This window comes from Humidesulfovibrio sp., from assembly GCF_035560995.1.
Classification (GTDB): Bacteria; Desulfobacterota; Desulfovibrionia; order Desulfovibrionales; family Desulfovibrionaceae; genus Humidesulfovibrio.
The window spans coordinates 1-11,513 of sequence record NZ_DATMYK010000019.1; the positions used below are offsets into that span (position 1 = coordinate 1).

Sequence of the window (11,513 nt, forward strand, 5' to 3'; positions counted from 1 at the left end):
CCTCCGGCCCGGCTCATTTGGGAAAAGGATGGTCCAGGGACGGAAGAGATGCCCAGCCTGCGCGAAAGCGTCCCGGCGAGCTGTGCTCGCCGGGACGCTTTCGCGCTCTGCGGGTCCAGGGGGTGCATACCTCCTGGCGGGGTGCAGGGGCAGTGCCCCTGCTCTTCTTTCCTAACCCTTGCACCTGTGTTTCACGTTCTGTCCTTCCTTGATGAAGATGACGGCCTCGGCGATGTTTGTCGCCAAGTCGCCGATGCGTTCCAGGTGCCGCGAGGCCATGATGACGTGCACGCCGCGCTCCACGATGCGCGTCTCGTCCACCATGTTGTTGATGGCTTCCTTGAGCACCTTGAGGGACAGCTCGTCGGCGCGGTGGTCCATGGCGCAGATGTCTCCCGCCAGGACGGAGTCTTCGTCCACCAGGGCGCGCACGGCCTTGGTGAGCATGTCCTGCACGTGCGCGCACAGCTGAGCCATGCGCGGGTTGGCGGGCAGGGCCTGGCGGGTGGAGAGGAACAGGGTGCGGTGGGCCAGGTTCACGGCCTCGTCGCCCACGCGTTCCAGGTTCATGGTGACGCGCATGGAGCCGATGATGAGCCGCAGGTCGCTGGCCATGGGCTGGTCCAGGGCCAAGAGCTCCAGGTTGAAGGCGTCGATGGCGTCTTCCATGTCGTTGATGGCCATGTCGTTCATGACCACGCTTTCGGCCAGGTCGGTGTCGTGCTCCAGGTAGGAGCGGCAGGCGTTGTGCACGGCCTGTTCGGCCAGGGCGGCCATGCGGATGAGCTGCATCCGCAGTTCGCCGAGCTTGTGCGTGAAATGGCTGCGTTGCTGCATGGCGGGTATCCTTTCTAGCCGAAGCGGCCGGTGATGTAGTCTTCGGTCTGGCGGTTGCGCGGCTTGGTGAAGATGGTGCGCGTGTCGCCTTCCTCGATGAGTTTGCCCAGGTAGAAGAAGGCCGTGCGGTCGGAAACGCGCGCGGCCTGCTGCATGCTGTGGGTGACGATGATGATGGTCAGGTCGCGCTTCAGCTCGTGGATCAGGTCCTCGATCTTCTGGGTGGCGATGGGATCGAGCGCGCTGGCGGGCTCGTCCATGAGCAGCACTTCGGGTCTAACGGCCAGGGCCCGGGCGATGCACAGGCGCTGCTGCTGCCCGCCGGAAAGGCCGAGGGCGGAGCTTTCGAGGCGGTCCTTCACCTCGTCCCACAGGGCCGCGCCGCGCAGGGAGCTTTCCACGCCCTGGTCCAGCACGCGCTTGTCGTTCACGCCGTTCACGCGCAGGCCGTAGGCCACATTCTCGTAAATGGTCTTGGGGAAGGGATTGGGCTTTTGGAACACCATCCCGATGCGGCGGCGCAGGGCGACCACGTCCACGCCCGGAGCGTGGATGTCCTCTCCGTCCAGGGCCAGCACGCCGGTGACGCGCGTGCCGGGGATGAGGTCGTTCATGCGGTTGATGCAGCGCAGAAAGGTGCTTTTTCCACAGCCGGAGGGCCCGATGAGGGCCGTCACCTGATGCTTCTCGAAGTCCAGGCTCACCTGGTGCAGGGCGTGGAAGGCCCCGTAATAAAAATCGAGTGATTGCGAGGTTACTTTGATGTCAGCCATGTACGTCTCCATGTCGTTGCCGCCTGGGGCCGCAGGGATGCGGCGGCTGGCGTGCTGCAAAAGGAGATTTACGCATCCGAAGCGACGTATGGGCCACGGCCCTGTGACGATTGCGTGACGAGACTGAGCAAAAGCGCAGGAAAGACGGCAAAAACGCCGTGTTGGCGGAAGCGGGCCTAGCGCGCCAGGCGCACCGCCAGGGGGATGGTCAGGCTCACGCCCTTGGGGCCGTTTTCCAGCACGGGCTCCAGCTGCGGGGCAACGGCTCCATCGCGGAACTCCACGGCCAGGCGCAGCCGGTCCGGGTGCTCGCCCGTGACCACGGCCTTCACCGGGCCGGTGTCGTAACGCAGCACGGCATTGCCCTTCTTGCGCCAGGAACCACGCAGGTCGACGGCCAGCTTGCGCGGCTCGGCGGGGTTGGTCAGGTTGAACCAGGTGACGCGCTCCACAGCGGCGTTGGTGGCCGCGCGCAGGATGATGCGGTCGGCCTGGAACTCGATGTCCACATCGCCCACCCACTGGCCGTCGGCCGGCAGGGCGAGGGGCGTAGGCGTGCCTGCGGACGCGGGCGGCATGACGCTGGCCTTGGGGTCGATTCTCGGCTCGGGCTTGGGGGCAGGAACAGCCTTGGCGACAGGCTTGGCCGAAGGCTTGTCCGTAGCCGGGGCGGATTCGGCAACACCAGGAGCCGTGCCGGGCGCGGGCACCGGGATGGGCGCGCCGCTGGGCACGTGCACCACGCCGGACTCCTCGGCCAAGGCGTCGGGATCGGCGGACAGGGCGTGCGCATTCGCGTCCTGCGCGGGCTTGGCCTTCTTCGCCTTGGCGACGGGCTTGGGCTTGTCGGCGGATTTGTCAGCGGGCTTGACCGGTGCAGGCGCAGTTTCGGCGGACTTCACCGTTGGTGCGGCCTCGGCGGGCTTCACAGCGGGCGCGGCCGCCTTTGGCGCTGCGGGCTTGGAAGCGTTCGCAGCCGCAGCCTCAGCGGCGCGGCCAAGGGCGGTTTTGGGAGCGCTCGACTTGGCCCCGTCGGCTTTTGCGGCGTCAGGCTTTGGAGCGTCGGGTTTGGCGGCAGGAGCTGCGGCATCATCCGGGGGGGCGAGACGCACGGTCTTCTCCACCGGCATGCGCACTTCATACTCCGCGGCAAAGGCCGGGCCAGTCCCAAGTGCCAGCGCGCCAGCCACGGCGGCGATACCGATTCCTGCCTGCAACCGCTTCAGACCCTTCATCATTGCCTGCTCCAGTGCGTCATTTCGGGCACAGTACACCAATTGCCGCCCGGAGCAAACCCCAGCAGCGGGACGCTACAGGGCATCCCAGAAATCGCACAAATGCCCGGCCACCTTGGCCTCGGACCAGCACTCCTCCACGAAGCGGCGGGAGGCCTGGCCAACGGCGCGGCAGCGTTCCAGATCCCCGGCCAGAACGCGCAGAGATCGCGCCAGGCTGTCGGAATCGTGCGCCAGCACCCAGGGCAAATCGGCCCCGGCAACCCCCGCGAACTCCGCCACGTGCGCCAGATTCCAGGCGTCCAGCCCGGCGATGACCGCCAACCCCTGGCTCAAGCCTTCCAGGCTGCTGACGCCGTAGTAGCCCTGCATGTGGTCGAACAGCGCGTGGTTTGTGCGCTTGCGCGCCAGGCACTCGGCATGGGGCACGTTGTCGATGAAGTCCAGCTCCAGGCCCAGGCCCTCGCCGCGCAGGGCGCCCACCACGGCCAGCAGCTCGTCGGTGTTCTTGAGGTCTTTGCGCGTGGGCGAATGCGCCAGCCTGAGCGGCCCGGTCCACTGGCGCTCGGCCGGGCGCAGGGGCTCCTCGTCCTGATGCACAAGGTTCGGTTGCCAGCGCGCCTCGGGCATCATGCGCTTCAGGTCCGGGGTGCTCACCAGCAGGTTCTTGCGGCCCAGGCGGCGGTACTTCTCGCGGAAGGCTTCGGGGTTGGAACGGAAGTCGTGGTGCCCGTGCTCGTGGTGCACAATGGCCTTGCCCGCGAGATAATCCGCGGGAAGAAACGGCCCCAGGCGCAGGTGCTCATCGGCGGTCATGTGAAAATGCAGCACGTCGCTGGTCTTGAGCAGGTCCTCAAGCTCGGAGAGGCCCGCCCCATCGAGATCCGGCACGTGCAGGTCCTTGGGCCAGGAGTGGGTGTAGCGCGTCTCCAGCGTGACGATGCGGCTCTTGTGCCGGTCCAGGCGGTTCACGGCCCGGCAGAAGCCGATGCCCGTGCCGGCGGGGTCGTTCACCGCGATCATCAGGATCTTCACTGCCCGGCCTCCACGGCGTGCAGTTCGCGGCTGCGGTCGCGCGAGAGGTCGAAGGCGGACAGGCCTCGCTCCGGCAGGATGAGTTCCAGCCTGCGCAGAGGCTGGAGCCTCACGTCGGCATTCGCGGCCGGAGCCAGGGTAAAGGACAGCACATGCCCCCCGCGCGTACGGTCACGCGTGAGAAAATGCCAGTGCCAGCCCGGCACGCCGAAGCCCTTGGCAAAGGCCGGGCCGCGCAGGCCGATGAGCGTGCCGTCCACGTCGGCAAAGGGGAACACGCTCTGCTCCTTGGCCACCTCGGCCAGAGTGCGGTAGGGCGGGCTTTGGCGCGGCACGCTGCGTGCGGTGAGGCTGGCGAAGCGCCCCTCGATGCGCACGGCGGCAAAGACGTTGGAATCGGCCAATTGGGCGTCCAGAACGGCCTCGACGGCCTTCAAATCCAGGCCCGGGGCCAGGCGCAGAGCCTGGGGGCTGGGCATGCGCGCCACCTGGGCAAAGGGCGTGGTAAGGGAATCGGCCGGGCGGGCGACCTTGCCGCTGGCCAGCACCTGGTGCACCACGCCGTCCAGCACCACCATCTCGCCGTCCAGGGCATCGAAGGTGCCCAGGCCGATGTCGCCAAGTGTGCGCAGCGTGCCCAGGCGCAACGAGCCTTCATATCCACCCGCCAGCAGCGCGTCGATGACGCCCACCTGCACCAAGGCGGGCTGCGTCGCGGTCTCGGCAGCCGGGGCCTGCACGCAAAGCCCAAGGGCAAGAATCAGAGAAAAGGCGAGAAAAAAACTTGGCGTGCGACGCATGTCAGCCCTCCCCGCCGGAGCGGTGCAGGAGTTTCACCCACACGTCGCCCGTGTGCGTGAGGAAATGCAGCTTGCGGCCCTGATTTCCGCCGATCTGCGACTTGGCGATGGGCATGCCATGGACCATGAGCCACTGGCGCACGGCGCGGATGTTCCGGCCGCCGATGTCGTAAAGGGTCGTGCGCTCCGCTCCGCCCATGAGGCCGGAGGCGCCGCCGAAGACCTTGACCACGATGTTGTCCGTGGGGATCTTGAGCTTCAGCATGGAGGTAAACATGTTCTCCAGGGCGGTGTCCACGAAGCGGCAGACCTGGGGCTCGCGGGAGGAATTCTGGAAGCTGACGCTATCGGGCAGGAAGGCGTGGCAGATGGCCCCGATGCCCCGGGCGGGGTCGCACATGGTGACGGCCACGCAGGAGCCAAGGACCGTGGAGACAAGGGTGGGGCGAACTCCGAGGAAGCAGTCGCCCGTCTGCAAGAACACCTTGGGGTACTGTTCGAGATCCTGCACAGGTGATCGCTCCAGGTAGGCACGAGATGCTGTGGACACAGGGCATCATCGTCGCAAGCGGACGCCAAGTCAACCGATTCTGTGATCGTGAATTACTATTCCCAGTAAAGGGAGCGGTATTAATCGTGGGTGTCGTCGAAGCGGATGTGAAACGCTGCGGCGTAGAAATAATGAAAGAAGTCTACATATTCGAGGTGGATATGCTTCGGCACAGCGATGCGTGCAGGGGCGAAGTTGATGATGCCCTTGATGCCCGCACCCACAAGGTAGTTTGCGGCGCGCTGGGCGCGTTCCGGCGGGGTGGTGATGACGCCGATCTCCAGGCTCAATTCCTTGACCTTTGCGGGCAGCTGGCGGGAGCAGACGATCTCCATGCCTTCCACCACTTCGCCGATCTTGTAGGGATCGCAGTCAAAGGCGCCGCGGATGATGAAGCCCTTGCGGGAGAACTCGCGGTGGCGCAGAAGAGCGCGGCCCAGGTTGCCCACGCCGACCAGCGCGCAGTTCCAGGCGCGGTCTATGCCGAGCGAACGCTTGATGGATGTGATGAGGTCCTGGACGTAGTAGCCGACGCCGCGCACGCCGAATTCGCCGAAGTAGGCGAGGTCCTTGCGGATTTGCGAAGAGTTGACGGAACAGGCCTCTGCAAGGCGCTCGGAGGACACGACGTCCGTTCCCTCGCGCTTGAACTCCGACAGAACCTGAATGTAGGTGGCCAGTCGGGCGATGGTGGCCTTGGGGATGTGCTCGCTCTTGACGGCCATTCCGGGCGCTGGCTCCTGATTTGTGAAATTTAGAACAGAAACCCCGGAAAAAAGGAGGCCTTGCGGCCTCCTTGATTCCGGAAATCGGCCAGTGGACTAGGCGCCCAGGGGCTTCACGAAGAGCAGGATCAGGTTGACGACCAGGGCGTAAATGGCCAGGGACTCGATGAAGGCCAGGCCCAGGATCAGGGTGACGGTGATTTTGCCACCGGCTTCGGGGTTGCGGGCGGTGCCTTCGCAGGCGGCCTTCAGGCCCAGGCCCTGGCCGATGCCACAGAGACCGGCGGCGATGCCCATGCCCATGGCGGTGGCCCAAGCGGCGACCGGGCCCACGGCGGCGACGCCGGCGGCGGCGCCGTCAGAGGCGAAAGCGGCGGAAGCGAACAGCACCATGGCCAGGGTCATCAGAAGAGACTTGCGCATATCGATTGCTCCTAAAGGTATAATGTTGTGGTCAAGCGACCATTTCCCCAAGTTTAGTGGGCGTGCTCCAAAGAACCCTTCAGGTAGATCATCGTCAGCATGAAGAAGATGAAGGCCTGAATGGTCTTGCCCAGGATGAACAGGAAGTACATGGGCAGGGTGCCGAGCACCGGAGCGAGCACGAAGAGCAGCACCAGGACGATTTCCTCGCCGCGGATGTTGCCGAAGAGACGGAGAGTGAGCGAGAGCGGGCGGGCGATGTGGCTGACCGTCTCGAGCACGAGCATGAGCGGGGCCAGGGCGGCCATGGGGCCCATGAAGTGCTTGATGTAGCCGAAGCCCCACTTCTTGATGCCGATGAAATTGTAGTAGATGAACACGCACAGGGCCATGGCCGCGTTGGTGTTCACGTTGGCGGTGGCGGCGTCGCAGCCGGGAATGAGGCCGATGTAGTTCATCACCAGGATGAAGATGAACATGGCGCACAGGAACGGGAACACCTTGCGGCCTTCCTCGCCTATGTTCGTCACCGTGAAGTCCTCAAGACCGCCGATGATGGTCTCGAACACGTTCTGCAGTCCGCCGGGGACCAGCTGGAGACGACCGCGCAGCATCATTGCGCAGGTGAAAAGGATGATCATGGCCAGCCACATGTAGTACACGTGCGGCGGCAGACCGAGTCCCAGCTTCTCGTCGATGATGACCGAATAGGTCAGCGGATGCGGAAGTCCTGCAGACATGTTCTAAGCCTCCTTCCCCTTCCCCACAGAGGGGACTTTGTGCCTGATCTGAAGGACGCCCCACAGCGCTGCATTGAGCACCACGGTGGAGAGCCCGGCCAAAAGCCCGTAAACCGACGCGCCAGCCCATCCCACAAGCCCGGCGATGGCGGCGGCGGTCAACACCAACCTTCCATAAAAGAGCGTCAAAAGCGTGAACGTGGCGCCCTGCTTCACCCGCACCAATTCCTGGGCGGCTTTGGAAAGCCACCAGAAGTTGATGCTGATGATGAACGCGCCCGCAGCGAAGGAGAACCCCCAATTGGCGAACCCCGTCACAAGACACGCAACCGCCGACCCACCGGCAGCTAAAAGCATCTGGTTGCGCATCAGCCTGCGCGCATCCGGCACGGCGAAACCGCGACGGTACAGCAGAGCGTCGATCTTCTGGACAAGCACTTGCAGCATGAAGCCTCTTACACCTTGGCCCGGCTTGTTCGCCTGGCCTTGGAACTATTTCGGGCCAGAGTCCCCCGAGCCGGTCCCCGCCCCCTTGTCTCCCTCGGACTTGTTCTGGATGCGCTTGGCTTCCAGAAACACATCACGAAAGCCTGCCACGATGCCCAGCAGGAGAAACACTATCAGCAGCCAGGGGCTCGTTCCCAACCATTTGTCGAGAAAGTAACCCATAGCCAGCCCGATAAAGGTGGCGCACACCAGCTGAAGACCAATGGTCCCCGCCGTAGACAGAAGCTCCATTGCGCCGGAAGGCTTGCCCTGATTGGAAAAGAGCATGATGTACCCCGAACGGTCCCCTCATCGGCCGCTGGCCGGGACGTTCATTTCTTCACAAGGAGAAGTAGCTAGCACAAGCCCCCTGCCTCGTCAATGCGGTTCGCCGTCAGGGCCATGCATTTTTCATCTTTTCACCCGGGCCCGCCCCCCGGCGAGCCGCATCGCTCTAGTGACAATCGGCCCGGAAGCCAGTAGAGAAATTTGAGCGGCCCCGCCAGGGGCCGCCCCACACACCATCACGGACGGAGCATGACCATAAAAACGCATCCGATTATTCAGCGCGCCGCCGCGCCCCTGCCCCCGGAAAAGCTGCGCAACAGCCTGGACCCGGCCGCCCTGCCCTATGAGGACAGCCGCAGCGTGCCCAAAAAGAACGGCCAGGGCGTGTTCCAGCCGCGCGCCATGCAGGCCCTGCGCATGGCCCTCATGATTCCCGGCCTGGAGTACAACGTCTTCGTGGCGGGCGAACCCGGCCAGGGCCGCACCCACTTCGTGCGCCAGTACCTGAAGCCCGAAGCCGCCAAGCGCCCCACCCCCTGCGACTGGATCTACCTGCACAACTTCGAGGACGAGGACCGGCCCTGCGCGGTGCAGCTTCCCGCGGGCCAGGGCCGCGCCTACAAGACCGGCCTGACCAAGGCCCTCACCGACGTGCGCCTGGCCATCTCCGCCAGCTTCGACCAGGACGCCTACCGCCGCAAGCACGAGACGCTCTTCAAGCGCTTCTCGGCCAAGCGCGACAGCATCTATAACAAGATGGAGGCCATGGCCCGCGACAAGGGCTTCGCCCTGGACATGGACGACACCGGCGGGCTGACCATCATGCCCATGGTGGGCGGAAAGGTCATGGGCGACGAGGAATACGGACGCCTTGCCCCGGCCCGGCGCAAGATGCTCAAGACCAAGGGCGAGCGCCTGCTGTCCGAGATCAGCGGCTTCCTGCGCAAGCTCTCCTTGAGCGAACAAGGCTTCCGCCAGGGCGAAACCAAGTTGCACCGCGAGATCGCCAGGGAAGCCCTGGCCGCGCACTTGAAGCCCCTGCGCAAGGGCTTTGCCGCCGCGCCGCGCCTGCTGGAGCACATGAACGCGGTGGAGAAGGATGTGCTGGACAACGTGGAGTCCTACCTGCCCCGCGACCCGGCCGACAAACCAGGCACGGGCGGCGCCCAGGCCCAGGCCCACAGCCAGCACCCGGAGGGCCATGGCCAGCAGCCCGCCCCGGACGAGGTGAGCTACCGCCACGAGGTCAACCTCTTCGTTGACAACAGCAAGGCCGCCAAGGAACGCAGCGGCGCCCCGGTCATCGTGGAGGACCACCCCACGGCCTTCAACCTGCTGGGCAGCATCGAGCGCGAGAGCGAGCTGGGCGCGTTCTACACGGACTTCACCCTGGTGCGCGCGGGCAGCGTGCACCGCGCCAACGGCGGCTTCCTCATCGTCAACATCGAGGATCTGATGGGCAACCAGGGCTCCTGGGAGGGCCTCCTGCGCGCCCTGCGCCTGGGCAAGCTCCGCATGGAGGAGCCCGGCGACGCCGAGCAGGCCAAGACCCGCACCATCGAGCCGGAGCCAATCCCGCTGGACCTCAAGATCATCCTGGTGGGCACGGACGAGGCCTACGAGGCCCTGCTCGCCAACGACGACCGCTTCCGCAAGCACTTCAAGCTCAAGGCCCACCTGCAGGGCACGGTTGTGCGCAACGCGGCCAGCATCCGCCACTACCTCTCGGCGCTTACGGGCATCATCGAGCAGGCCGGGCTGCCGCCCTTCTCGCGCGAGGCTTTGGCCGGCCTGGTGGACCACGCCAGCCGCCTGGCCGAGGACCAGAAGCGCCTCACCCTGTCCTTCACCCAGGTGCGCGGCCGCATGATCGAGGCCTCGGCCATCGCCCGCATGGACGGCCGCGAGCTTGTGGAGCTGCGCGACCTGAACCGCGCCGTGGCCGAGCACGACTTCCGCGCCAACCTGTTCGAAGAAGAGTTCATGGCCGACTACGACCGCGAGATCATCAAGGTGGCCACGGGCGGCCACGCCGTGGGCCGGGCCAACGGGCTCTCGGTCACGCTCTTCGGCGACTACGAGTTCGGCCTGCCGCACCAGATCTCCTGCACGGTGGGCGTGGGGCACGGCGGCATTCTGGACCTGGAGCGCGAGGCCCAGCTGGGCGGGCCCATCCACACCAAGGGCATGATGATCATCAAGAGCTACCTGGTGCGCCTGTTCGCCCAGGACAAGCCCCTGGTGCTCACGGGCAGCCTGTGCTTCGAGCAGAACTACGCCGGGGTCGAGGGCGACTCCGCCTCCGGCGCCGAGCTGGCGGCGCTTCTGTCCGCGCTTTCCGGCGCGCCCATCGACCTCTCGCTGGCCTTCACCGGCGCGGTAAGCCAGAGCGGGGCCATCATGGCCGTGGGCGGCGTGAACCGCAAGGTCGAGGGCTTCTTTGAAGTCTGCCGCCGGCGGGGCCTCACCGGACGCCAGGGCGTGCTCTTCCCGGCGGACAACGCCGTGCACCTGCTCCTTAAGGATGAGGTGGTGGAGGCCGTGCGCGCCGGGCAGTTCCACCTGTACCCGGTGGCCACCATTGAGCAGGCCATGACGCTTCTGACCGGGCTGCCCGCGGGCACGCGCAGGAAGGACGGCCGCTACACGCCGGGCTCGCTCTACAGCATGGTCGACCTGCGCATGGCCGAGCTGACCAAGCTTGCCGCCATGGCCGAAAAACCCCGCAAAGGGAGGGCCTAAGCCCCATGTCCAAAACCTGGATACGCGCCAAGCTGCCCGAATTCGTGCGCGACATGTTCCGCAACTTCTGCATGTCGTGCAAGGCTCTGGAACAGCAGTTCGTCTCCTTCGACCGCGAAGGGGCGGTGGCCTTCACCATCCTGCGCGACCTGATCGGCCAGGAGATGGACAAGGGGCTCTTGTGGCGCATGAAGGACACGGCGCACCACGTGTTCCGGAACGATCCCGAGACCCCGCTCACCGGGCAGTTCCTGGACTGGGGCCTGGGCTACATCTTCCACGAGACCATCAAGCTGAAGGAAGACGCCTACCAGGCCCTGACCTACGCGCCGTGGTTTCTGGCCCTGCGCGGGCGCGACCTGCCCGAGGCCGAGCGCGTGGTGGTGGAGGAGCTGTTCCAGGTGCTGCGCCAGACCGAAGAAAGCATGCGCCGCGAAATCGACCGCATCCGTTTCATCATCAGCCAAAGCCGCCAGCTGCTGCCCATATATCTTGCGCGGCACAAGGAAAACGCGCTCCTGGCGCGCTATCTGTTCTCGCAGAACGCCCTTGTGCGCGAGGTTTTCGGCGCGGATTACGCGCATCTCATCACCACAGTGTACGGAGAGCACCCGGAACGCATGTTTGTTCTGGCCGCGCAGAGCTTAAGGCTAGGCGGATGGGTTGACGAAGCGGCCCTTGCGGTGCAAGGTGCCCTCGCCATCAATCCCGCGGATAGGATGGTGCTCCAGGAGAAAAAAATTCTCGACAACTGGACGCAAAGAATGGTGGGTTAAGCTTGACAGTGTCTGGTTCCCAGGAATATTCTTTAGTTCCCATACGGAGGAGGGAGTTAACTATGAAAAAGCTCATGCTGCTGACTGTTGCCTGCTGTGTTGT

The 11,513-nt window shown here is 65.2% G+C and carries 13 protein-coding genes; 2 read left to right on the forward strand and 11 right to left on the reverse strand.

All coding sequences use genetic code 11. The annotated features are described in order from the left end of the window. Window positions 1–171 precede the first annotated feature (171 nt). From phoU to VN419_RS00605, 11 genes are all read right to left on the reverse strand, one after another. The gene (gene phoU / locus VN419_RS00555; protein WP_325643326.1) at window positions 172–837 is read right to left on the reverse strand and encodes a phosphate signaling complex protein PhoU; all 666 of its coding nucleotides are present in this window, start codon (window positions 835–837) and stop codon (window positions 172–174) included. 14 nt (window positions 838–851) lie between these two features. After that, on the reverse strand, window positions 852–1,610 hold the full coding sequence (pstB, locus tag VN419_RS00560) for a phosphate ABC transporter ATP-binding protein PstB (RefSeq protein ID WP_325643328.1): 759 nt from the start codon (window positions 1,608–1,610) through the stop codon (window positions 852–854). A 176-nt stretch (window positions 1,611–1,786) separates the two neighbouring features. Further along, window positions 1,787–2,848 (reverse strand): hypothetical protein, encoded by a 1,062-nt coding sequence (locus VN419_RS00565; protein ID WP_325643330.1) that lies wholly within the window; start codon window positions 2,846–2,848, stop codon window positions 1,787–1,789. A gap of 72 nt (window positions 2,849–2,920) precedes the next feature. After that, entirely contained in the window at window positions 2,921–3,880 is a 960-nt protein-coding gene (locus VN419_RS00570; RefSeq protein WP_325643332.1) for a glycosyltransferase family 1 protein, read from the reverse strand. After that, complete coding sequence (budA, locus tag VN419_RS00575; RefSeq protein WP_325643334.1) at window positions 3,877–4,680, reverse strand: acetolactate decarboxylase; 804 nt, start codon at window positions 4,678–4,680, stop codon at window positions 3,877–3,879. The genes VN419_RS00570 and budA overlap by 4 nt, the downstream gene beginning before the upstream one ends. Before the next feature lies 1 nt (window position 4,681). Beyond that, entirely contained in the window at window positions 4,682–5,191 is a 510-nt protein-coding gene (locus VN419_RS00580; protein WP_325643336.1) for a chemotaxis protein CheD, read from the reverse strand. Between the two features lie 119 nt (window positions 5,192–5,310). After that, on the reverse strand, window positions 5,311–5,955 hold the full coding sequence (locus VN419_RS00585) for a redox-sensing transcriptional repressor Rex (RefSeq protein ID WP_325643338.1): 645 nt from the start codon (window positions 5,953–5,955) through the stop codon (window positions 5,311–5,313). A 96-nt stretch (window positions 5,956–6,051) separates the two neighbouring features. Beyond that, window positions 6,052–6,378, reverse strand: a complete 327-nt coding sequence (locus tag VN419_RS00590) for an ATP synthase F0 subunit C (protein WP_325643340.1) — start codon at window positions 6,376–6,378, stop codon at window positions 6,052–6,054. 53 nt (window positions 6,379–6,431) lie between these two features. Then, window positions 6,432–7,118 carry a F0F1 ATP synthase subunit A gene (gene atpB / locus VN419_RS00595; protein WP_325643342.1) on the reverse strand — a complete coding sequence of 229 codons (687 nt, stop codon included), beginning with the start codon at window positions 7,116–7,118 and terminating at the stop codon, window positions 6,432–6,434. A 3-nt stretch (window positions 7,119–7,121) separates the two neighbouring features. Beyond that, the gene (locus VN419_RS00600; RefSeq protein ID WP_325643344.1) at window positions 7,122–7,565 is read right to left on the reverse strand and encodes an ATP synthase subunit I; all 444 of its coding nucleotides are present in this window, start codon (window positions 7,563–7,565) and stop codon (window positions 7,122–7,124) included. Between the two features lie 45 nt (window positions 7,566–7,610). Next, on the reverse strand, window positions 7,611–7,892 hold the full coding sequence (locus VN419_RS00605; protein WP_325643346.1) for an AtpZ/AtpI family protein: 282 nt from the start codon (window positions 7,890–7,892) through the stop codon (window positions 7,611–7,613). A gap of 249 nt (window positions 7,893–8,141) precedes the next feature. Here VN419_RS00605 and VN419_RS00610 point away from each other — a divergent pair, with 249 nt between their 5' ends. Next, entirely contained in the window at window positions 8,142–10,634 is a 2,493-nt protein-coding gene (locus VN419_RS00610) for an ATP-binding protein (protein ID WP_325643348.1), read from the forward strand. A gap of 5 nt (window positions 10,635–10,639) precedes the next feature. Continuing rightward, entirely contained in the window at window positions 10,640–11,410 is a 771-nt protein-coding gene (locus VN419_RS00615) for a hypothetical protein (protein WP_325643353.1), read from the forward strand. The last annotated feature ends 103 nt before the right edge of the window (window positions 11,411–11,513 follow it).

Coding starts and splice junctions, on each gene's coding strand:
- VN419_RS00610 (WP_325643348.1), top strand. CDS start 8,142: ATGACCATAAAAACGCATCCGATTATTCAGCGCGCCGCCGCGCCCCTG.
- VN419_RS00565 (WP_325643330.1), bottom strand. CDS start 2,848: ATGATGAAGGGTCTGAAGCGGTTGCAGGCAGGAATCGGTATCGCCGCC.
- phoU (WP_325643326.1), bottom strand. CDS start 837: ATGCAGCAACGCAGCCATTTCACGCACAAGCTCGGCGAACTGCGGATG.
- pstB (WP_325643328.1), bottom strand. CDS start 1,610: ATGGCTGACATCAAAGTAACCTCGCAATCACTCGATTTTTATTACGGG.
- atpB (WP_325643342.1), bottom strand. CDS start 7,118: ATGTCTGCAGGACTTCCGCATCCGCTGACCTATTCGGTCATCATCGAC.
- VN419_RS00600 (WP_325643344.1), bottom strand. CDS start 7,565: ATGCTGCAAGTGCTTGTCCAGAAGATCGACGCTCTGCTGTACCGTCGC.
- budA (WP_325643334.1), bottom strand. CDS start 4,680: ATGCGTCGCACGCCAAGTTTTTTTCTCGCCTTTTCTCTGATTCTTGCC.
- VN419_RS00585 (WP_325643338.1), bottom strand. CDS start 5,955: ATGGCCGTCAAGAGCGAGCACATCCCCAAGGCCACCATCGCCCGACTG.
- VN419_RS00590 (WP_325643340.1), bottom strand. CDS start 6,378: ATGCGCAAGTCTCTTCTGATGACCCTGGCCATGGTGCTGTTCGCTTCC.
- VN419_RS00615 (WP_325643353.1), top strand. CDS start 10,640: ATGTCCAAAACCTGGATACGCGCCAAGCTGCCCGAATTCGTGCGCGAC.
- VN419_RS00605 (WP_325643346.1), bottom strand. CDS start 7,892: ATGCTCTTTTCCAATCAGGGCAAGCCTTCCGGCGCAATGGAGCTTCTG.